Origin of the sequence: Haemophilus influenzae (assembly GCF_019703545.1) — a bacterium.
In the GTDB taxonomy this organism is placed as follows: Bacteria; Pseudomonadota; Gammaproteobacteria; order Enterobacterales; family Pasteurellaceae; genus Haemophilus; species Haemophilus influenzae_E.
Genome location: NZ_AP018771.1, coordinates 409,556 through 431,267 on the forward strand (window position 1 = coordinate 409,556; position 21,712 = coordinate 431,267).

The 21,712-nt window shown below is 39.4% G+C and carries 14 protein-coding genes, 4 tRNA genes and 3 rRNA genes; 8 read left to right on the forward strand and 13 right to left on the reverse strand.

Translation table 11 applies throughout. The annotated features are described in order from the left end of the window. The first annotated feature begins 86 nt into the window (after window positions 1–86). The 5 genes from fucI (at window position 87) to fucP (ending at window position 5,784) form a co-directional block, all read left to right on the forward strand. Complete coding sequence (fucI, locus tag K6J66_RS02050) at window positions 87–1,856, forward strand: L-fucose isomerase (RefSeq protein ID WP_038439495.1); 1,770 nt, start codon at window positions 87–89, stop codon at window positions 1,854–1,856. A gap of 72 nt (window positions 1,857–1,928) precedes the next feature. Beyond that, window positions 1,929–3,341 (forward strand): L-fuculokinase, encoded by a 1,413-nt coding sequence (gene fucK / locus K6J66_RS02055; protein WP_038439494.1) that lies wholly within the window; start codon window positions 1,929–1,931, stop codon window positions 3,339–3,341. A gap of 13 nt (window positions 3,342–3,354) precedes the next feature. Further along, a complete protein-coding gene (gene fucU, locus K6J66_RS02060) occupies window positions 3,355–3,789 on the forward strand; it encodes an L-fucose mutarotase (RefSeq protein ID WP_038439493.1) in 435 nt (144 codons plus the stop codon). Window positions 3,790–3,808: 19 nt separating this feature from the next. Beyond that, a complete protein-coding gene (gene fucA, locus K6J66_RS02065) occupies window positions 3,809–4,459 on the forward strand; it encodes an L-fuculose-phosphate aldolase (protein ID WP_005648575.1) in 651 nt (216 codons plus the stop codon). A 38-nt stretch (window positions 4,460–4,497) separates the two neighbouring features. Then, complete coding sequence (gene fucP / locus K6J66_RS02070; protein WP_038439492.1) at window positions 4,498–5,784, forward strand: L-fucose:H+ symporter permease; 1,287 nt, start codon at window positions 4,498–4,500, stop codon at window positions 5,782–5,784. A 144-nt stretch (window positions 5,785–5,928) separates the two neighbouring features. On the opposite strand, the gene K6J66_RS02075 is transcribed toward fucP, so the two are convergent. Both K6J66_RS02075 and K6J66_RS02080 read right to left on the reverse strand, forming a co-directional pair. Continuing rightward, window positions 5,929–6,005 (reverse strand) — tRNA-Arg (locus tag K6J66_RS02075). A 47-nt stretch (window positions 6,006–6,052) separates the two neighbouring features. Then, window positions 6,053–6,129, reverse strand: a tRNA-Pro gene (locus K6J66_RS02080). 185 nt (window positions 6,130–6,314) lie between these two features. Between K6J66_RS02080 and folD the strand changes: the two genes are divergently transcribed. Beyond that, window positions 6,315–7,163, forward strand: coding sequence for a bifunctional methylenetetrahydrofolate dehydrogenase/methenyltetrahydrofolate cyclohydrolase FolD (gene folD, locus K6J66_RS02085; RefSeq protein WP_038439490.1), 849 nt, complete (start codon window positions 6,315–6,317; stop codon window positions 7,161–7,163). Window positions 7,164–7,305: 142 nt separating this feature from the next. Here folD and K6J66_RS02090 read toward each other — a convergent pair whose 3' ends face one another. The 5 genes from K6J66_RS02090 to K6J66_RS02110 all read right to left on the reverse strand — a co-directional run bounded on the left by K6J66_RS02090 (window position 7,306) and on the right by K6J66_RS02110 (window position 14,087). Then, entirely contained in the window at window positions 7,306–8,691 is a 1,386-nt protein-coding gene (locus K6J66_RS02090; RefSeq protein ID WP_038439489.1) for a DASS family sodium-coupled anion symporter, read from the reverse strand. A 138-nt stretch (window positions 8,692–8,829) separates the two neighbouring features. Then, window positions 8,830–9,645 (reverse strand): shikimate 5-dehydrogenase, encoded by an 816-nt coding sequence (locus K6J66_RS02095; RefSeq protein WP_038439488.1) that lies wholly within the window; start codon window positions 9,643–9,645, stop codon window positions 8,830–8,832. Between the two features lie 9 nt (window positions 9,646–9,654). Beyond that, window positions 9,655–10,458 carry a serine O-acetyltransferase gene (gene cysE, locus K6J66_RS02100; RefSeq protein WP_014550529.1) on the reverse strand — a complete coding sequence of 268 codons (804 nt, stop codon included), beginning with the start codon at window positions 10,456–10,458 and terminating at the stop codon, window positions 9,655–9,657. A gap of 16 nt (window positions 10,459–10,474) precedes the next feature. Next, complete coding sequence (gene gpsA / locus K6J66_RS02105; protein ID WP_005694541.1) at window positions 10,475–11,482, reverse strand: NAD(P)H-dependent glycerol-3-phosphate dehydrogenase; 1,008 nt, start codon at window positions 11,480–11,482, stop codon at window positions 10,475–10,477. 73 nt (window positions 11,483–11,555) lie between these two features. Further along, entirely contained in the window at window positions 11,556–14,087 is a 2,532-nt protein-coding gene (locus K6J66_RS02110; RefSeq protein WP_038439487.1) for a class I adenylate cyclase, read from the reverse strand. A 305-nt stretch (window positions 14,088–14,392) separates the two neighbouring features. On the opposite strand from K6J66_RS02110, the gene K6J66_RS02115 reads away from it, so the two are divergent. Both K6J66_RS02115 and K6J66_RS02120 read left to right on the forward strand, forming a co-directional pair. Continuing rightward, entirely contained in the window at window positions 14,393–15,604 is a 1,212-nt protein-coding gene (locus K6J66_RS02115; RefSeq protein WP_005661527.1) for a uroporphyrinogen-III C-methyltransferase, read from the forward strand. A 10-nt stretch (window positions 15,605–15,614) separates the two neighbouring features. Then, complete coding sequence (locus tag K6J66_RS02120; RefSeq protein WP_038439486.1) at window positions 15,615–16,901, forward strand: heme biosynthesis protein HemY; 1,287 nt, start codon at window positions 15,615–15,617, stop codon at window positions 16,899–16,901. A 63-nt stretch (window positions 16,902–16,964) separates the two neighbouring features. On the opposite strand, the gene psiE is transcribed toward K6J66_RS02120, so the two are convergent. The 6 genes from psiE to K6J66_RS02150 all read right to left on the reverse strand — a co-directional run bounded on the left by psiE (window position 16,965) and on the right by K6J66_RS02150 (window position 21,430). Then, window positions 16,965–17,357, reverse strand: a complete 393-nt coding sequence (gene psiE / locus K6J66_RS02125; protein ID WP_038439485.1) for a phosphate-starvation-inducible protein PsiE — start codon at window positions 17,355–17,357, stop codon at window positions 16,965–16,967. Between the two features lie 293 nt (window positions 17,358–17,650). Further along, window positions 17,651–17,726 (reverse strand) — tRNA-Trp (locus K6J66_RS02130). Between the two features lie 28 nt (window positions 17,727–17,754). Beyond that, window positions 17,755–17,831 (reverse strand) — tRNA-Asp (locus tag K6J66_RS02135). A gap of 12 nt (window positions 17,832–17,843) precedes the next feature. Beyond that, a 5S ribosomal RNA gene (gene rrf, locus K6J66_RS02140) occupies window positions 17,844–17,959 on the reverse strand. Between the two features lie 48 nt (window positions 17,960–18,007). After that, window positions 18,008–18,123, reverse strand: a 5S ribosomal RNA gene (gene rrf / locus K6J66_RS02145). Between the two features lie 193 nt (window positions 18,124–18,316). Beyond that, window positions 18,317–21,430, reverse strand: a 23S ribosomal RNA gene (locus tag K6J66_RS02150). Window positions 21,431–21,712: the final 282 nt, after the last annotated feature.

Consider the following 21,712-nt stretch of genomic DNA (forward strand, 5'->3'; position numbering starts at 1 on the left):
CTTTCACACTCTAATTCAATGAAAACACAATTTGTTCTGCAGTGATTTCATCATTCTTACTTAAGCACAAACAAAGGAGTGTAACTATGGCTCTTGCTACTCAATCAAATCGTATAAAAATCGGTATTCGTCCAACTATTGATGGTCGTCGAATGGGGGTTCGAGAATCTCTTGAAACCCAAACAATACGTATGGCTCAATCTGTTGCTCAATTATTACAAACACATATTCGTCATACAGATGGTACTTTCGTTGAATGTGTAGTTGCAGATAGCACTATCGGCGGTGTAGCCGAAGCTGCCGCCTGTGCGGATAAATTTAAACGCGAAAACGTTGGATTAACCATTACCGTTACCCCTTGTTGGTGTTATGGCTCAGAAACCATTGATATGGATCCTCACATGCCTAAAGCAATTTGGGGATTTAACGGTACGGAACGCCCAGGTGCGGTTTACTTGGCTGCCGCCCTTGCTGGTCATTCTCAATTAGGACTACCAGCCTTTTCCATTTACGGCACAGAAGTTCAAGAAGCCGATGACACAAACATTCCTGAAGATGTAAAAGAAAAATTATTGCGTTTTGCTCGTGCTGGGCTTGCTGTTGCAAGTATTCGAGGAAAATCCTATTTATCTATTGGGTCAGTTTCCATGGGAATTGCAGGTTCTATTGTAAATCAAGCTTTCTTCCAAGAATATTTAGGTATGCGTAATGAATATGTGGATATGATGGAAATTAAACGCCGTTTAGACCGCAAAATTTATGATCAAGAAGAAGTTGATTTAGCCTTGAGTTGGGTTAAACAATATTGCAAAGAAGGGGTTGATGTAAATAGCCTAGAGAATCAACGCAATGCGGAAGAGCGTGCAGAACTTTGGGAAAATGTTGTGAAAATGACCATTATCACTCGTGATTTGATGGTAGGAAATCCAAAATTAGCAACATTAAATTATGCAGAAGAAGCCTTAGGTCATAATGCCATTGCAGCAGGTTTTCAAGGGCAGCGTCATTGGACTGATCATTTGCCAAACGGCGATTTTATGGAGGCAATGCTCAATTCAACTTATGACTGGAATGGCGTTCGTCCACCTTATATTCTTGCCACGGAAAATGATAGTTTAAATGCAATAGGAATGTTATTTGGGCATCAATTAACTGGCAAAGCTCAAATTTTCGCAGATGTGCGTACTTATTGGAGTCAAGATTCGGTTGAGCGTGTTACTGGATGGCGACCTGAAAGTGGATTCATCCATTTAATCAATTCAGGTTCAGCTGCACTTGATGGAACGGGAGAACATCAAGATGCTCAAGGCAATCCAACTTTAAAACCAGCATGGGATGTTACCGAAGAAGAAGCAAAACGCTGCTTAGAAAATACACGTTGGTGCCCTGCTGTTCACGAATATTTTCGAGGGGGCGGTTTATCTTCTCAATTCCTAACCAAAGGTGGCATACCGTTTACAATGCACCGTATTAATCTTATTAAAGGTTTAGGTCCCGTTTTACAAATTGCGGAAGGCTGGTCAATCGACTTACCTCAAGATGTACATAATAAATTAAATCAACGTACTAATGAAACTTGGCCAACAACATGGTTTGTTCCACGTTTAACTGGAAAAGGTGCATTTACTGATGTGTATTCAGTCATGGCAAATTGGGGAGCAAATCACTGTGTAGCGACTCACGGTCATGTGGGGGCTGATCTAATCACTCTTGCTTCAATATTACGCATTCCAGTCTGTATGCATAATGTATCAGAGAAAAATATTTTCCGCCCTAGCGCTTGGAATGGATTTGGTCAAGACAAGGAAGGGCAAGATTATCGAGCTTGCCAAAACTTTGGTCCGCTTTATAAATAACCCCTAATTTGTTTTTATAAAAAAGTGCGGTCAAAAACATAATGATTTTTGACTGCACTGAGGAGAGTTTTTATGGCTATCGCATTGATTTTTGACTGTGGCGCAACAAATTTACGCACCATTGCGATAAATGAAACGGGACAAATTCTTGCCTCTCATCACCTTGCTAATAATACAAAACAAGGAATGGAATCATCTGATTATCATATTTGGGATATTGAAGAAATCTGGCAAAAATTAATCTCTTGTGCAACTCAAACCTTCAATCAATTAATGCAACAAGGTATTGATTTAAAAGATATTGTAGGAATATCTGTTACCACTTTCGGCGTAGATGGCGCACCTTTTGATGAACATGATCAACAACTTTATCCGATTATTTCATGGAAATGCCCACGAACCATACCAGTAATGGAAAATCTATCTAATCAATTAGATATCAAATCTCTTTATCAACGTAACGGCATTGGTCAATACAGTTTTAATACTTTATTTAAATTACATTGGTTAAAAACACACAAGCCAGATGTTTTCCAAAAAATGGCTAAATTCGTTTTTATTTCGTCAATGCTCACTCAACGCTTAACTGGTCAATTCACTACAGATCACACAATGGCGGGAACATCAATGATGACAAACCTTACTAGCGGTAATTGGGATCCATCGATTTTAGCATCGCTGGGTTTAAGTAATAACCATTTCCCTCCTATGCGTTATGCAGGTGAAAAAGTTGGAAAATTACGTACACCGTTAGCCCAGAAATGGGGATTAAATCCCGTACCTGTCATTTCTTGTGGACATGATACTCAATTTGCTGTGTTTGGGTCTGGTGCAGGGCTGAATCAGCCTGTGTTAAGTTCTGGCACCTGGGAAATCTTAATGGCTAGAACCCAGCACGCAGAACCTAGATTTGAGTTTGTTTCTCAAGGCTTAACCACTGAATTTGATGCACAATCCAATTGCTTTAATCCAGCGGTACAATGGGTGGGTTCTGGCGTCATAGAATGGTTAGGTAAATTATTATTTTCCGATGTTTATGGTAGCGATCACTATTACACCACAATGATCAAAGAGGGAGAAAAAGCTTTTAATGCGGGAAAAAGAGCGGTCAATTTTGAAGGTATTTTTAGCCAAAAAGGACAAGGTAATATCAGTGGACTTTCCATGTTTGCTACTCGTGGAGAAATTTATGTCAGCGCATTACAACATATGGCAAATAAACTCAAAAACGGTTTATCCGTGCTACATCAAGTCAGTCAGTTCCAAGCTAAAAGCTTAATTTGTGTTGGGGGTGGTTCAAAAAATGTATTGTGGAATCAAATCCGTGCAAACACCTTAAATTTACCGATTGATGTTGTGGACATTTCTGAAAGTACTGTACTTGGTGCCGCAATGTTTACCTTTGCAGGCGTAGGCATTTACGAAAATGTAAACGCGGCACAGCAAGCGATGCAACCAACAAGAAAACGAATTTACCCAAACTAGAAGGAACAACAAAATGCTAAAAGGTATTCACCCAGCTCTTTCTCCTGAATTACTAAAAACCCTAGCCGAAATGGGGCATGGCGATGAGATAGTTCTAGCTGACGCCCATTTTCCCGCACATTCACTACATAAAAATGTAATACGTGCAGATGGTATATCTATAGATATTTTACTTGAAGCAATAACTCCCTTATTCGAATTTGACGCTTATGTTGATGCCCCTCTGTTGATGATGAAAGCAGTTGAGGGAGATTCTTTAGATCCGAATGTTGAAACTCGTTACTTAAATGCGATTGAAAGTGCGGTCGGTTTCACACCAAATTTAACCTGTCTAGAACGCTTCGATTTTTATACACGTGCCAAACAGGCTTATGCTGTTGTTGCCAGTGGTGAGATCGCAAAATATGGCAACATTATCATTAAAAAAGGGGTTACTCCCATTTTATAAACAATAGAGGTACTACAAAATGAACAGAGCAGAATTATCACAAAAAATCATTGATACTTGTCTTGAAATGACAAAATTAGGTTTAAATCAAGGCACAGCGGGAAACGTTAGTGTTCGTTATAAAGATGGAATGCTGATTACCCCGACAGGTATGCCATATCACTTAATGAAGACAGAAAATATTGTTTATGTTGATGGAAATGGCAAACACGAAGAAAATAAATTACCATCAAGCGAATGGCAATTTCACTTGAGTGTTTATCATACTCGCCCTGAAGCAAATGCCGTTGTCCACAATCATTCCATTCACTGTGCAGGCTTATCCATTCTCGAAAAACCTATTCCTGCAATTCATTACATGGTAGCCGTAAGCGGCACAGATCATATTCCTTGTGTACCTTATGCAACATTTGGTAGTCACGAATTAGCTAGTTATGTCGCAACGGGAATCAAAGAAAGCAAAGCCATTTTACTAGCACACCATGGTTTAATCACTTGCGGAGAAAACCTAGATAAAGCCTTATGGCTCGCACAAGAAGTAGAAGTATTAGCGTCTTGGTATTTGAAATTACTCTCTACAGGCTTAGAAATTCCACTGCTCAGCAAAGAGCAAATGCAGGTAGTGTTAGGTAAATTCCACACCTATGGATTACGTATTGAAGAATCCTAAATCTTGTTATACCCCATCACTTACATGAGGAAAACATTATGAACGCCAAAGTTTTAGAAAAGAAATTCATCGTCCCCTTTGTGCTTATTACTAGCTTATTTGCTCTTTGGGGATTTGCCAACGACATTACCAATCCGATGGTTGCGGTATTTCAAACAGTAATGGAAATTCCAGCCTCAGAAGCGGCATTGGTACAATTAGCTTTTTATGGAGGATACGGCACAATGGCTATTCCTGCGGCATTATTTGCCAGTCGCTATAGCTACAAAGCGGGGATTCTTCTGGGGCTTGCTCTTTATGCAATAGGTGCATTTTTATTTTGGCCAGCTGCACAATATGAAATATTTAATTTCTTTTTAGTCTCCCTTTATATTTTAACCTTTGGGCTCGCTTTTTTGGAAACCACTGCCAATCCTTATATTCTCGCAATGGGAGATCCTCAAACAGCTACTCGACGTTTAAATTTCGCACAATCATTTAATCCACTTGGTTCAATTACAGGTATGTTTGTTGCTTCCCAGTTAGTCCTAACTAATCTTGAATCTGACAAACGTGATGCTGCAGGTAATTTGATTTTCCACACCCTGTCTGAAGCAGAAAAAATGGGGATTCGCACCCATGATTTAGCTGAAATTCGCGATCCTTACATAGTACTTGGTTTTGTCGTAGTTACAATGTTTATTATCATTGGGTTGAAAAAAATGCCTGCTGTAAAAGTAGAAGAAAGTGGACAAATTAGCTTTAAAAGCGCAATAAGCAAACTGGCTAAAAAAGCTAAATATCGTGAAGGCGTGATCGCACAAGCCTTTTACGTGGGTGTTCAAATTATGTGTTGGACATTTATCGTACAATATGCTGAACGTTTAGGTTTCACTAAAGCTGAGGGGCAAAACTTTAACATCATTGCTATGGCTATTTTTATTAGCAGTCGCTTTATTAGCACGGCATTAATGAAATATTTAAAAGCAGAATTTATGCTGATGCTCTTTGCTATTGGTGGTTTTTTAAGTATTCTCGGAGTTATCTTTATTGACGGTGTATGGGGTCTATACTGCCTAATTTTGACCTCAGGTTTTATGTCTTTAATGTTCCCTACCATTTATGGTATTGCCCTCTATGGCTTAAAAGAGGAATCGACATTAGGAGCTGCAGGTTTAGTAATGGCTATTGTAGGCGGCGCATTAATGCCACCACTACAAGGAATGATTATTGACCAAGGCGAAGTTATGGGACTTCCAGCAGTAAATTTCTCCTTTATCCTACCATTAATCTGTTTTGTAGTAATTGCCGTTTACGGCTTCAGAGCTTGGAAAATACTTAAATAACCAAAATATTGTTTTTATCTGCATCATCAAGAGTGTATTTAAGCTTCTTCACTCAAATGATGCAGATCACGAACATAAAATCTAACAAACTAAAAGACTTATATTTGAAAAAACTAGACAGAGTCTAGTTAAACAAATAACAAATGGCACGCCCTAAAGGATTCGAACCTTTGACCCACGCCTTAGAAGGGCGTTGCTCTATCCAGCTGAGCTAAGGGCGCATTCAAAGGATTTCTTTTGTAAAAATTTCAAGAAAATATGAAAGAAGTGGTCGGCGAGATAGGATTTGAACCTACGACCCACTGGTCCCAAACCAGTTGCGCTACCAAGCTGCGCTACTCGCCGACAAGTGCGGTCAATTATAAGTTTGTTTTTATTTCAGTCAATGAAATTTTTGATTTTTCAACTTGATTGTTCAAAATTATTCCACTTTAGGAAAAATCCCCCCTTTTTCATTGTAAAAAAATCATTGTTCGTTAAAATAGCAAACGCTTTCTTTTTCATCACATAATCATATTAAGGATAGCTCAATGGCCGCAAAAATCATCTCTGGTACTGAACTTTCAAAACAAATTAAAGCTCGTTTGGCAGATAAAATAACCCATTATATTGAACAAGGAAAACGCGCTCCGGGACTTGCTGTAATCCTCGTTGGTGCTGATCCTGCTTCGCAAGTTTATGTGGGCAATAAACGTAAAAGTTGTGAAGAAATCGGTATTCTCTCTAAATCTTATGACCTCCCTGAAACAACTACGCAAAATGAATTATTAGCGATTATTGACCAACTTAACGCAGATAAAAATATTGACGGTATTTTGGTGCAGCTCCCCTTACCAAAACAAATTAATGCAGAAGCCATTATTGAACGTATCGATCCTAAAAAAGATGTAGATGGCTTTCATCCTTATAATGTTGGGCGGTTATGCCAACGTATTCCAACTTTACGTGCTTGTACACCTTATGGTGTGATGAAACTATTAGAAACAACGGGCATTGATTTACACGGCAAGCACGCAGTAATTGTAGGCGCATCTAATATTGTCGGTCGCCCAATGTCTTTAGAATTATTACTAGCAGGTGCAACCGTCACAGTAACACATAGATTCACTAAAGATTTAGAAAACCACGTTCGCCAAGCAGATATACTTGTCGTCGCGGTAGGTAAACCAAATTTAATTTCTGGCGATTGGATCAAAGAAAGTGCGGTAGTAATTGATGTTGGAATTAACCGTGTAGATGGAAAATTAGTAGGCGATGTAGAATTTGACAAAGCAGCCGAAAAAGCGGCGTATATTACGCCAGTACCTGGTGGTGTTGGGCCAATGACTGTTGCAATGTTGATGAGCAATACGCTTTATGCTTATGAACACAATAAATAGCTTTTGTATAGAACTGTTATAAAAAATGGGTTAAAGCTTTCATTTGCTTTAACCCATTTATTTAAATGGCTTTATTGTACTTCTCACGTTTAAATTTATAATCTTCAATCATCATTTAAACTTAAAAGTAAACAATCCTATATCATTTAAGCCAGAACATATAAGCTACAGTGGCAATCACGACAACACAGACTAAATTCAGTAAGAAACCAACTTTGACCATTTCACTTTGTTTTACTTGACCAGAGCCAAATACAATCGCATTTGGTGGTGTCGCCACTGGTAGCATAAAGGCACAAGATGCACCAATACCAATAATTAATGCTAAACCAATTTCTGGCATACCCAATGATTGAGCGATAGAAATAAAGATAGGTACAAGTAACGCCGCACTCGCTGTGTTAGAAGTAAATTCAGTTAAGAAAATAATGAACGCCGCAACTAATAAACCAATAAGATAGAAATGTTGTCCATCAATCATAAAAACAATACTATCCGCTAAAATTTTACTTGCACCAGAATCCTTCAATACAGCACTTAATGTTAATCCACCACCAAAAAGCATTAATACGCCCCAATCGGTATTTGATTGAATTTGTTTCCAACTTGCAACACCTGTTGAACAAATAACAATTGCCGCCAATAGGGCTACGATACTATCAAAACTTGCAATATTTTTTTGTAAGCCTAGCAATCCTGAAATAAACGGATTAATTTTACCGCTAAATATCCACGTTAAAGCAATGACTGAAAAAATAATAAACGTCAATATACGCATAGGATTCATTTCAATATTTTCAAAGGTCTGTTCAAAATTGAGATGAAGTTTTGGTTTGAAAATAATGTAAAGAATCCCAATCATCAACGGCAACAAAATAATCATTATTGGTAAGCCATACCATAACCAATCAGAAAAAGTTAAATTTAAATTACTTGCTACAATTGCATTTGGTGGACTTCCTACAAGGGTTCCCATACCACCAATTGATGCACTATAAGCGATCCCTAATAGCACAAACACATAAGTATTATGATCTTTTTCACGATCAAGCTGGCTTAAAATACCCATTGCAAGCGGTAGCATCATTGCAGCAGTTGCAGTGTTACTCATCCACATAGAGAGAAAAGCTGTAATCAAAAAGAGATAAATAACTGCGATAAATAAATTACCGCGTGCTAGTGCCATAATCTTATTGGCAATCAATTTATCAAGTTTTTGAATATGCAATGCTGTCGCCAAGGAAAAGCCACCAAAAAATAAAAATATTGTCGGATCAGCAAAACCAACTAAAGCTTGTTTAGTGCTAACTAATCCCAATGCCACAGCCAAAAGTGGAACTAATAACGCAGTAATAGTAACGTGCAATGCCTCACTTAACCAAAGTACTGCGATAAAAGCTAATAATGCCAAACCAGAATTAGCTTTTGGTTCAAAAGGTAATACATTTAATAACACAAAAAACAGCACAATATCTAAAATAAAAATAATGCCGTTTTTATGACTTTTTAAAGATGCCATCTCACCCATAAAGTTCCTCCGTTAGGGCTATCACTTAAATAGGGTTCAATGTTAAATGAATGTTATAAAGATGCAACGAGCAATATTCAGAAATGTGATCGAGAGCAACAAATTTTAATAAAAAACACAATGTACCATATCTTTATTTCAAGATTTTGCTCGAGCAAACGCCGCAGCTTCAGCGATTAATTCATCGCTTGGGCGTTGATACGTATAAAGTTCAAATTGTTCTACAGCCTGAAGTACAATCACTTCTGCACCAGAAATAGTTTGTTTTCCTCGTGCTTGAGCATAACGAATAAAGGGCGTTTCAACAGGCATAGCCACTACATCAAACGCGACACTAGCATTATCAATGAACGCTTTTGGAAAGGCTAAATCCATTTCTTCCTTGCCGCCTTTCATGCCGATTGGCGTAACATTGACTAAAATATCTGCCTGTTGGTTTTCTAAAGAATTGATGTATGCGTAGCCATAAAGTGCGGCGAGATATTGACCTGTTTTTACGTTGCGTGCGTAAATTTTTAATTTCTCAAAACCTGAATTTTTAAAGGCAGCCACAACAGCTTTTGCCATACCACCACTGCCATGAACAATGACGTTAGCATTTTTATTTAAGTGATATTTTTCAATTAATTTTACGATGGCAATGTAATCAGTGTTATATGCACGCAAAAAGCCATTATCGTTCACGATGGTGTTTACGGATTCAATGGCTTGTGCTGACGGATGAATTTCATCTAAAAATGGCATACAAGTTTCTTTGAATGGCATTGAAACAGCACAACCACGGATGCCTAATGCACGAACGCCTTTGATGGCGTGCTCAATATCTTGCGTGGTGAATGCTTTATAAATGAAATTCAATCCTAGCTTGTCGTACAAATAATTGTGAAAGGTAGTACCGAAATTACTCGGACGACCTGATAAAGACATGCAGAGTTGGGTATCTTTATTAATCATTTTATTTCCTTAAATATTCAAATTCATGTCATCATCAATGCCGATAAAATATTGGTTCATATCAAAAGCAGGTTTTGCTGCTTTATCTTGACTTACAATTCGAGCAGGTACACCAGCTGCTGTGGCATATTCCGGCACAGGGTTAAGCACAACAGAGTTTGCCCCAATTTTGGCGTATTTGCCCACTTCAATATTACCGAGAATTTTTGCACCCGCTCCAATCATAACACCCTCGCGTACTTTGGGATGACGATCGCCTGATTCTTTTCCCGTACCGCCAAGCGTTACCCCTTGCAAAATTGAAACATCATTTTCGATTACAGATGTTTCACCCACAACAATACCTGTTGCATGGTCGAACATAATACCGTGGCCAATTTTCGCCGCTGGGTGAATATCTACATCGAAAGCTACTGAAATTTGGTTTTGTAAATAAAGGGCAAGGGATTTACGATTTTGATTCCATAAATAATGGGTAATTCGATAACTTTGAATCGCATGGAAACCTTTTAAATAAAGCAATGGAGTAGACCATAACTCCACAGCAGGGTCTCGGTGGCGGACAGCTTGGATATCGCAAGCAGCGCAATCAATAATCGAAGGATTAGATTGATAGGCTTCCTCGATAATTTCACGGAGAGAAATAGCTGGCATAATAGGATTGGCTAATTTATTCGCCAATAAATAACTTAGTGCACCGCCCAGATTTTGATGTTTTAAAATCGTAGAATGAAAAAAACTGGCAAGCATAGGTTCGTTTTCGGCAAGTTCTTTAGCTTCTTGGCGAATATGTTGCCACACATCTAATGTCATAATTTCTCCTTTTATTTTATTCGCCTTTACATGCTCGCCCCAAAAGGCTGATGGCTACATCTTGTGCGCTTTTGCCACAAAACAGCATTTGATAAATTTGTTCTGTAATCGGCATTTCCACACCTTGTCTTTGTGCAAGCAAATAGGCTTCTTTTGTATTATAAAAACCTTCTACGACTTGCCCGATATTTTCCATAGCCATTTGGGCATCTAATCCTTTACCTAGCATTAATCCAAAACGTCGATTGCGCGATTGATTATCGGTGCAAGTTAGCACTAAATCGCCCAATCCAGACATTCCCATAAATGTATTGGTATTTGCACCGAGCGAGATACCTAAGCGGGTAATTTCTGCAATACCTCGAGTAATCAGTGCTGTGCGAGCATTTGCGCCAAATCCCATACCGTCTGAAATACCCGCGCCAATTGCGATCACATTTTTAATTGCACCACCAAGTTGAACGCCAGTCATATCCGAATTTATATAAACTCGGAAACCTTTACTACAATGAATACGAGACTGAAATTCCCGCGCGAATTGCTCGTTATTGGCAGCAAGCGTAATAGCTGATGGTAGACCTTGCGCTAATTCTTTTGCAAAAGTTGGTCCAGAAAGTACAGCTAGTGGATATTGCGTTCCGAGTTGTTCTTCAACTACGGTTTGTAGTAAACGCCCTGTGTTACGTTCCAGACCTTTTGTTGCCCAAATTAATCGGTGATGGGCTTTTAAGTGCGGTTTGATTTTTATAAGAATTTCACCGAAAGCATGGCTTGGCACCACGATTAAAATATCTTGAGAATATTCCATTGCTTGTGCAAGATTACTTTCTAAATGAAGATCCTCAGGAAAGATGACATCCGGCAAAAAACGATAATTTTGTCGTTCTGTCTGCATTTGTGCGATATGGGCGGGATTGTGCCCCCATAAGTGAGTGGGAGAACCATTTCGAGAAAAGGTAATTGCCAGTGCAGTTCCATAAGATCCCGCACCTAGCACAGTGATTGGTGTTTGCGAAGTTATCATATCTACAATTTATCTAGTAAAAGAGGAAATAAGTATAGATATCTTTCGGTAACCTATCAACCACAGGAAAATATTACTTATTCATTTGGCGGAATTTAAACGGCACAATGGATATGCCATTTTTTCCATTTTGTAGTTGATAAAATTGAGGGTAGTTAAAATTATGTTGAACGATATTGTAAGGATTTTTATCGCCTTCCTGTTTGGCGTTTTGATAAAGTTGATTAATCTCCCGCACTTTTTCATCTTTTTCACCATCGCAGTGGCGATAGATTTCGAGATGATTAGATTCATCTAAAATATAAACATTGAAGCTGTGATCAGAATTATCTTCAAAAAAGAATTGTAGGAATCCTTCACTTGCGAAGGCATCCATTTCTGGTGGATAGCGACGACTTTCTTGGTTTGTCTCGCCATCTTCAATTGGTGTTTGTAAAACTTCGTCAAAATCCACCGCACTTTCAGCGTCATTACAGACCGATTCATTTCCGATTTCTTGTAAGCTGATGCCGCGATCTTCAAAAAATAATTGCCAGTTTTTACCCGCTACGCGTAAACGTGACGTTTGGCAAGGTTGTTGAATATCGCCGACTTGGATGCTAACGCATCGATTGACTAATCCCATCACTAATTGACGTAAATCTTGGCGATAACGTTCGCTATAGCAATAGACTTGGATGGAATCTGGGCGATTAACGCCACGATAAATTTTGTTAGAAAGTACTTTTAGCGCAAGCAAAATGGCATTTTGCCCTTCAAAATGGAGCGTTCGGATTTCGTTCCACACGTTACGATAAGTAAAATCGATACTGCCCACAAGGCTTTGCTCGAGGGATCCAAAACTAAATAAATCTCGCGATGAAATACCCGTTAATACTTCTTCTATTTTGGATGTTGGATCGGTCGTGAGATTTATGGCAATAAACAAGCTACGAATTTCACATTGATTTAATAAATCGCTGTTTTTAGGTTGTTTGGCGATAGTGCTTGGAAAAGACTGACGCAAGTTAGTGACAAAGCTTTGTAATGTACTTAAAGTCACATTCTTGCTAAAAATTGACAATTCGGTTTTTTCAGTGAGTAAATGATTGAAATAAGCCCAAGAAACTAATTTATTCAGGCTTTCTCCGTATTCGATCACCCGTTCTTTGGAGAACATAATATGGTGTATTGGTTGATTGATAAGGTACCAACCATCTTTAAAATGTTTATTGCCACGAACTTCCACAAAAGTCAGGTGTGTTTCTGATAAATTGTGAGATATCTGTGTGTTGAGTAAGGACACTTTGCCGGGAAGTTCTTCAAAAGCAGTATAAAGTTTACGAGAAAGAATGTTGATATCTTGTGGCACGACGCTCGAGTGAATATGATGCTTTCGAGCAAATTCCACTAAATTACGATAACTCAACATTAAAAATTTCATTATGTTATCGTGGTTTTCTTTTACTGCCTTAATTTTCCAAAATGGACGCTTATTGAGATGTTTTACCGTTTCTGCAGACCATCCCCATTCTTGCGCAAGGATTTCCATATAACGAATACGCCAATTATTGGCTTGGTAACGTGCAAAATCTTCCGTTGCTTTCACATAGAAACAACGGTGCACAAAATCCAAACGTTTAAATTCAGAAAGTGCGGTTAAATATTGGGTTACTTTTGCAAGAATGGCAATGTAAGGATCAAAATGGTGATCAGGATTGGTATTGCCTGAAAGTAAATCTCGCTTAAAAGTGCGGGCAATTAAGCAAGTGTTTGGGTATTCCTTGGAATAGGCTTCCAACAACAAAATTTTGAGCACAGATTTATAAGGTGAATCAATCCCTTTATAAAGATGCCATAAACTGGCACCGAAATATTCGTTTGCAGAAAATTGTCCTAAACCGCCGAAATCTACCCAATCATTTGGATCGATTTCCCCTTCCGTAATTAAACGTGCCACCTCTTTTTCATAGTCTTTTTCATTTTCCACCCATAAATGCAACCAAAGTAGAGGTTTACCAGCCAAGCGTACGGCGGAGCGATAGAACTCATCAAGCAATAACATATATTGCGCAGAGCCGCTATTTTCAATAGTTAGTGGGTCAGCATAATGTTCATTGCGGAAACGTTGTTGATCCATCAGATAAAAATTAATTTCCACATTAAATTGCATTGCCCATTCACTAATCCGTTTAGTTTTTTGGGTAAGAAGCGCGTGTTCATCAGGAGTTAAGCCGTCTCGGACACAAATCCAAGTATCAAGATCTGAAGAAGAGGTTTGACTTATTGAGCCAAAGCTACCCATTACATAAACACCTAAAATTGGTGGAAAAACTTCGTGAAAATTTACCGCACTTTTGAGTGTTGATGGCTTATGATCGGCATAGTGAATACCGTATTCATTGGTGATCCATTTTTTTTGATAATCAGAAGCAAGGAAATTCGCAATGCCAGAGGGGGCGTGAATAACATAGCCGGGAAGTTGCGGATGGTTTAGGTGTAGAAGTAAAGGTGCAATCGCTAAAACGTGTTGGAATGCATCGCCTGAACCTTGTAATGCACGCTCAAAACGGCGTTGATCCAAGGCGCTAACCCATTGTTTTGCTTGTGCTAGATTACATTCCACGTGGCGTCCCTACCAGAACAACAAAAATTGGCGAACAATTTACCACTTAGGGAGTATAAATGCAAAAAAATGTGACATAAATCACAATTTTTTTAAAATATATTATAAGTTTTACCTATCAACAATCAAAATGACTTTTTTACCTAAGAGTGGTAGGATAGCAGCTAATTTTATTGCGTAAATAGCTTAATTCTGCCGATATAAAAATCTATATTTTCTATTATTAGTGGATAGCTTGATATTTTTCTTATCAACGCAAAGTATTATAAAATACCTTACTCAATATCACTTATTAAGGAATTGATATGGCAAAAGAGCAACCTAACGATCTCACTGAACAACTTACAGATACGCCAAAAACAGCTGTTGAACAAACTGAAACAATGCAGTCTGTTCCGCAAACTATTGTAAAAAAAACGGGTACAGCATTGAGTTTATTAGCAATACTTGTTGCGCTAGGTATTGGTGGAGCTGGATACTATTTTGGTCAGCAACAAATAGCTGAAATTCAACAGAAATTAACCGCACTTGAAAATCAAACGGGAGCAAATCTTTCCTCAAATAACACCAACAACAATAAACGACTTACACAATTAGAACAGAGTTTAAAAACTGCACAAGAAAATATAGCGCAACTGGAACAATTAATTGTAAGCAAAACAGGGGAAATAACATCCTTACAAACTCAAATGAAACAAGTAAGTCAGCTTGCCATCGCACAACAACCAAGCGATTGGTTATTTTCCGAAGCTGATTTTTTACTAAATAATGCCCTGCGTAAACTTGTTTTAGATAACGATGTTGATACAGCGGTTTCTTTATTAAAATTAGCTGATGAAACCCTCGTCAAGGTTAATAATTCACAAGCAAATGAAATTCGTAGTGCAATCAATCAAGATTTAAAACAACTTCTTTCACTTTCAAGTGTGGATCAAAATGCGATAATGCAAAAACTGTCACAACTTGCAAACACAGTCGATGAATTACAGGCTTTGAATGTAAATTTTGATGAAACATCTAAAAATAATGATAAATTATCCAACAACATTACTGACTGGCAACAAAATATTGAAAAAAGCGCAACCTCTTTCCTAAATCATTTTATTCGTATTTCGCCAAAACAAAATTCAAATAAAAAAGAATTACTTGCACCAAATCAAGATATTTATCTTCGTGAGAACATTCGTCTACGTTTACAGCTTGCGATTATGGCAGTTCCTCGTCAGCAAAATGAACTTTATAAGCAATCTCTAGAAGCTGTTTCTTCTTGGGTTCGTAGCTATTTTGATACAAACGCTGAAGTAACACAAAATTTCTTAAAATTAGTAGATGGATTGACTGATACTTCTATTTATGTAGATGTACCAGAGCAATTAAAAAGTTTAACATTACTTGACAAATATCTTAATCGTACAGCTTTAGATCTACAAAAAGTGGAAATTGAAGCAGACAAGGCGATTGATACAATGCCTAAAGTAGAAGCTGTTAAACCAACACAATCTGAATCACAACAATAAGGATAAGTCTATGTTTAGAGTGCTTTTTTTAATGCTGACATTGCTTGTAGGACTTGTAGCAGGGCCTTATATTTCTGGTCAGCAAGGTTATGTGCGCATTGAGACAGCAAATCGTATTATAGAAATGTCCATCACTACCTTAGTGATTTTTTTCATTATTTCTTTAGCAATAATTTATGCTTTTGAATGGGGCATCACTCGTTTCTTTCGTTTAAGTCGTAGCTCTTATCAATGGTTTTCTAATCGCAAACGTGTAAAAGCACAAAAACAAACCCTTGAAGGCTTGGTAAAAATGAATGAAGGGGATTACGCTAAAGCAGAAAAATTAATTGGCAAAAATGCTAAACATTCTGCTGAACCTGTACTAAATCTCATCAAAGCAGCAGAAGCCGCTCAACAACGTGGCGACGAATTTAGTGCAAATCGCTATTTAATTGAAGCAACAGAATTAGCCGGCTCTGATAATTTGCTCGTGGAAATTGCCCGTACTCGCATTTTATTGCAACAAAACAAGTTACCTGCAGCGCGCAGTTCTGTAGATAGCTTATTAGAAATGGCTCGTCGCAATAAAGAAGTATTAAAACTTGCGGTAGAAATTTATCTTCGCTCTAAAGCCTATCAAGCTCTAGATAAAATTTTAGACAATGTTGCGAATAGCGGTTTATTCAATGATGAAGAATTCAAAGATCTTCGCTCTAAAACCGAAAATGGTTTACTCGACGAGAAAATGAACGAAGAAGGAATTGATGGCTTACTAACTTGGTGGAATCAGCAACCTCGTCATCGCCGTAACAATATTGAACTTAAAATTAGCCTTATTCAACGTTTAATTGACTGTAATGATCATGAATCAGCTACTGAATTGACATTTGAAATACTGAAAAAACTCGGTGACAATACAGCAATCAGTTTACCTCTTTGTACTCAAATTACACGTTTACAACCAGAAGATAACAGTAAACTTCTCAAGCTAATAGAAAAACGTGCAAAACGTGTGGATGAAAAACAAAAATGCTGTATCAATCGTGCTTTGGGCTATTTATATGTTCGTAACAATGAATTTCTTAAAGCAGCAGATGTATTCAAAAACGTCATCGCTTGCCCTGAACAATTAGAACAAAATGATTTGATGATGGCATCTTATGTATTTGAACAAGTGGGCGATAAAGCATTAGCTGAACAAGTTCGCCAAGAGAGTTTGAAATCAGTGATGGCAATTCAGGATGTCATTCCAGAAAGTGCGGAAGAAAAAACAGAAGAAAATTCAACCGCACTTTTAGAAAGCAAATCTGAGTAGCTCAACTAAAAAGACAAAACGCACTTCAAATGAAGTGCGTTTTTTGTTGTTTTGAATCTAAAACTATATATTTTTCAGTTTATTAGAATATAACACCAAAAAGAGTGCGATCACCATAATCAAAATTGCTCCTGCAAATAAGATGGTATCCACCGAGCTTTCATGATTAACAATGATTAAACGCAACATCGCAGTGATCCCAGCATAAATAAAATAGCGTAAAGGGAAGTCATATCCGCTTTTAAAATACTGCACAATCAAACCAATAAACCCGAAATATAAGAAAAACATTACTGCTTGTTCAGCAACATCATAAGGTACAACAGACGAAGTGTTAAGCACCATCATAGATAAAGTATAAGTTATTTTTACAAGGGCAATAATAAGCACAATCGCTAGCGCAATCAACGCTGTACAAAGCACAATTTTCAATACATCAGTAATGATTCGTGGCAATTTTTCTAATTCTGGGACTCTTCCATTTTTATTCCTTACAACAAAATTAAGACTCGTATACTAATGTAAAATTATAAAACTGGTCAAAATTATTTAAAAATAATGTTCAAAAAACTATTACTTATAATATTAAACAAAATTAATTATTAGAAATTATTATATTCCCACGCATTTAAATGCGATCACTAATAAAGTTTATGAATAAATGTCACATTTACACTACAAGAATAGGATTATTTCTCACAAGAAAATTTTTACAATGTAGTAAATTATTGAAAATGAAAGGTTTTTTATGGCAGGGGCGGAGAGGCTCGAACTCCCAACACCCGGTTTTGGAGACCGGTGCTCTACCAATTGAACTACGCCCCTATTGGTATCAATAAACTATGATATGAATTGGCGGAATGGACGGGACTCGAACCCGCGACCCCCTGCGTGACAGGCAGGTATTCTAACCAGCTGAACTACCACTCCGCTAAAAATGATGATTGGCAGTGCCTTACTCTCACATGGGGAAACCCCACACTACCATCAGCGTTACAACATTTCACTTCTGAGTTCGGTATGGTATCAGGTGGATCTATTGCACTATCTCTGCCAAAAATTTTTTATTTTTTTAATTTACTCAATGAATAAACTAAAAAAATAAAACCTGGCGGTGCCCTACTCTCACATGGGGAAACCCCACACTACCATCGGCATTACAGCGTTTCACTTCTGAGTTCGGTATGGTCTCAGGTGGGTCCACCGCACTATCGCCGCCAGGATAATTCTTTGATAACTCGTCTTCTCTTTTATCTCTCGTCTCTTTTATCTCTCGTTACTCAGTCTTTCCTCTACCTTTCACTCGTTCTTATTGGTCACAAGCTGAATCCGATTTTCTTTCTATTGAGTCTTCTTATTTGATTTGTTTGTCTAGCCTTCTCTTTCGCTCTTTCACAAAAACACTTGAGCGTTGTATAGTTAAGCCTCTCGGGCAATTAGTATCTGTTAGCTCAATGTATCACTACACTTACACACCAGACCTATCTACGTCTTAGTCTTAAACAACCCTTACAATCTCTTAGATTGGGAGAACTCATCTCTTGGCAAGTTTCGTGCTTAGATGCTTTCAGCACTTATCTCTTCCGCACTTAGCTACCCGGCAATGCGTCTGGCGACACAACCGGAACACCAGTGGTGCGTCCACTCCGGTCCTCTCGTACTAGGAGCAGCCCCAACCAATTCTCCTACGCCCACGGCAGATAGGGACCGAACTGTCTCACGACGTTCTAAACCCAGCTCGCGTACCACTTTAAATGGCGAACAGCCATACCCTTGGGACCTACTTCAGCCCCAGGATGTGATGAGCCGACATCGAGGTGCCAAACACCGCCGTCGATATGAACTCTTGGGCGGTATCAGCCTGTTATCCCCGGAGTACCTTTTATCCGTTGAGCGATGGCCCTTCCATTCAGAACCACCGGATCACTATGACCTACTTTCGTACCTGCTCGACTTGTCTGTCTCGCAGTTAAGCTTGCTTATACCATTGCACTAACCTCACGATGTCCGACCGTGATTAGCAAACCTTCGTGCTCCTCCGTTACGCTTTGGGAGGAGACCGCCCCAGTCAAACTACCCACCAGACACTGTCCGAGACCACGTTTCGTCATCTTCGTTAGAACATCAAACGTTAAAGGGTGGTATTTCAAGGTCGCCTCCACAATGACTGGCGTCACTGCTTCAAAGGCTCCCACCTATCCTACACATCAAAATTCAATGTTCAGTGTCAAGCTATAGTAAAGGTTCACGGGGTCTTTCCGTCTAGCCGCGGGTACACCGCATCTTCACGGCGATTTCAATTTCACTGAGTCTCGGGTGGAGACAGCCTGGCCATCATTATGCCATTCGTGCAGGTCGGAACTTACCCGACAAGGAATTTCGCTACCTTAGGACCGTTATAGTTACGGCCGCCGTTTACTGGGGCTTCGATCAGGTGCTTCTCTTGCGATTACACCATCAATTAACCTTCCAGCACCGGGCAGGCATCACACCCTATACCTCCACTTTCGTGTTTGCAGAGTGCTGTGTTTTTAATAAACAGTTGCAGCCAGCTGGTATCTTCGACCGGTTCAACCTTCAGGGGCTAGCCCTTACAATCTACGCCGGCGCACCTTCTCCCGAAGTTACGGTGCTATTTTGCCTAGTTCCTTCACCCGAGTTCTCTCAAGCGCCTGAGTATTCTCTACCTGACCACCTGTGTCGGTTTTCAGTACGGTTTAGTAAAGCCTTTCGCTTAGTGGCTTTTCCTGGAAGTGTGGTATCAGTTACTTCAGCTCCGTAGAGCCTCGTCATCATCTCTCTGTGTTAAGGAAGTCCGGATTTGCCTAAACTTCCCACCTACCAACTTAAACGCACATATCCAACAGTGCGATAACCTAACCTACTCCGTCCCCACATCGCAGCTTTACCAAGTACAGGAATATTAACCTGTTTCCCATCGACTACGCTTTTCAGCCTCGCCTTAGGAGCCGACTCACCCTGCCCCGATTAACGTTGGACAGGAACCCTTGGTCTTCCGGCGAACGGGTTTTTCACCCGTTTTATCGTTACTTATGTCAGCATTCGCACTTGTGATACGTCCAGCCCACCTCTCGATGAACCTTCTTCCGCTTACACAACGCTCCCCTACCCAACAGGCGTATCACTAATAATCCTCACTCTAAGATGCCCGACTCAACGTTCGGGTTGCTTGAACAACCTTTCATGTCGCTTCGCACCATTCTAGCTTGTTAATCGTAAGGCGTATTAGTGATACGCCTGATGCCGCAGCTTCGGTGCTATATTTCAGCCCCGTTACATCTTCCGCGCAGGCCGACTCGACTAGTGAGCTATTACGCTTTCTTTAAATGATGGCTGCTTCTAAGCCAACATCCTAGCTGTCTAAGCCTTCCCACTTCGTTTCCCACTTAATATAGACTTGGGGACCTTAGCTGGCGGTCTGGGTTGTTTCCCTCTCCACGACGGACGTTAGCACCCGCCGTGTGTCTCCTGAGTATCACTCTTTGGTATTCGTAGTTTGCATCGGGTTGGTAAGCCGGGATGGCCCCCTAGCCGAAACAGTGCTCTACCCCCAAAGGTGTCACCTCAAGGCTCTACCTAAATAGATTTCGGGGAGAACCAGCTATCTCCCGGTTTGATTGGCCTTTCACCCCCAGCCACAAGTCATCCGCTAATTTTTCAACATTAGTCGGTTCGGTCCTCCAGTTAGTGTTACCCAACCTTCAACCTGCCCATGGCTAGATCACCGGGTTTCGGGTCTATACCTTGCAACTACTCGCCCAGTTAAGACTCGGTTTCCCTTCGGCTCCCCTATTCAGTTAACCTCGCTACAAAATATAAGTCGCTGACCCATTATACAAAAGGTACGCAGTCACCCCATCACTTAATCCCACTGCTTATTTTGGGTGGTTTGACTCGCTTCGCTCCTCTTACCATTGTTTAAGTGCGGTTGCTTTTCATCACCTTCCAATCGGATTAAGTGATGGGGCTCCCACTGCTTGTACGTACAAGGTTTCAGGTTCTATTTCACTCCCCTCACCGGGGTTCTTTTCGCCTTTCCTTCACAGTACTGGTTCACTATCGGTCAATCAGGAGTATTTAGCCTTGGAGGATGGTCCCCCCTTCTTCAAACAGGATATCACGTGTCCCGCCCTACTTCTCGTTAGCTTAGTACCACAATATGGTTTTTAGATACGGGATTATCACCCTCTTTGATTGTGCTTCCCAACACATTCTCCTAACTATACTGCTATCACTTACTGGCTCTTTCGCTTTCGCTCGCCGCTACTGACGAAATCTCGGTTGATTTCTTTTCCTCGGGGTACTTAGATGTTTCAGTTCTCCCGGTTTGCCTCAACAAGCTATGAATTCACTTGTTGATAGTAGATTCTTCATCTACTGGGTTTCCCCATTCGGATATCTTGGATTAAACGCCTCTTATCGACTCATCCAAGCTTTTCGCAGATTAGCACGTCCTTCTTCGCCTCTGATTGCCAAGGCATCCACCTTGTACGCTTAGTCACTTAACTATACAACCTCAAATGTTTTCTATCACTTTAAGTTTTCACTTCAAAGTGCGGTCAATTTGATGCGTATTTTCATTCAACTAAACACTTGATTGCTTTTGTTCAATCAAGATTTTATGCAAAACAGGTTTTGTTTTTAGAGTTTCCTTTTCAGTTCCCTCCTCTCACTTTCCTATCTTGCCTACTCAGACTTTCTCTCGAAAATCTCTTGTTTTCAGCTTGTTTCCAATTTTTTAAAGAACAGTTGATAAAACTTTTCAGTTATCATCGTTAAATAAACTAAAA

Coding starts and splice junctions, on each gene's coding strand:
- fucI (WP_038439495.1), top strand. CDS start 87: ATGGCTCTTGCTACTCAATCAAATCGTATAAAAATCGGTATTCGTCCA.
- fucK (WP_038439494.1), top strand. CDS start 1,929: ATGGCTATCGCATTGATTTTTGACTGTGGCGCAACAAATTTACGCACC.
- fucU (WP_038439493.1), top strand. CDS start 3,355: ATGCTAAAAGGTATTCACCCAGCTCTTTCTCCTGAATTACTAAAAACC.
- fucA (WP_005648575.1), top strand. CDS start 3,809: ATGAACAGAGCAGAATTATCACAAAAAATCATTGATACTTGTCTTGAA.
- fucP (WP_038439492.1), top strand. CDS start 4,498: ATGAACGCCAAAGTTTTAGAAAAGAAATTCATCGTCCCCTTTGTGCTT.
- folD (WP_038439490.1), top strand. CDS start 6,315: ATGGCCGCAAAAATCATCTCTGGTACTGAACTTTCAAAACAAATTAAA.
- K6J66_RS02090 (WP_038439489.1), bottom strand. CDS start 8,691: ATGGGTGAGATGGCATCTTTAAAAAGTCATAAAAACGGCATTATTTTT.
- K6J66_RS02095 (WP_038439488.1), bottom strand. CDS start 9,645: ATGATTAATAAAGATACCCAACTCTGCATGTCTTTATCAGGTCGTCCG.
- cysE (WP_014550529.1), bottom strand. CDS start 10,458: ATGACATTAGATGTGTGGCAACATATTCGCCAAGAAGCTAAAGAACTT.
- gpsA (WP_005694541.1), bottom strand. CDS start 11,482: ATGATAACTTCGCAAACACCAATCACTGTGCTAGGTGCGGGATCTTAT.
- K6J66_RS02115 (WP_005661527.1), top strand. CDS start 14,393: ATGGCAAAAGAGCAACCTAACGATCTCACTGAACAACTTACAGATACG.
- K6J66_RS02120 (WP_038439486.1), top strand. CDS start 15,615: ATGTTTAGAGTGCTTTTTTTAATGCTGACATTGCTTGTAGGACTTGTA.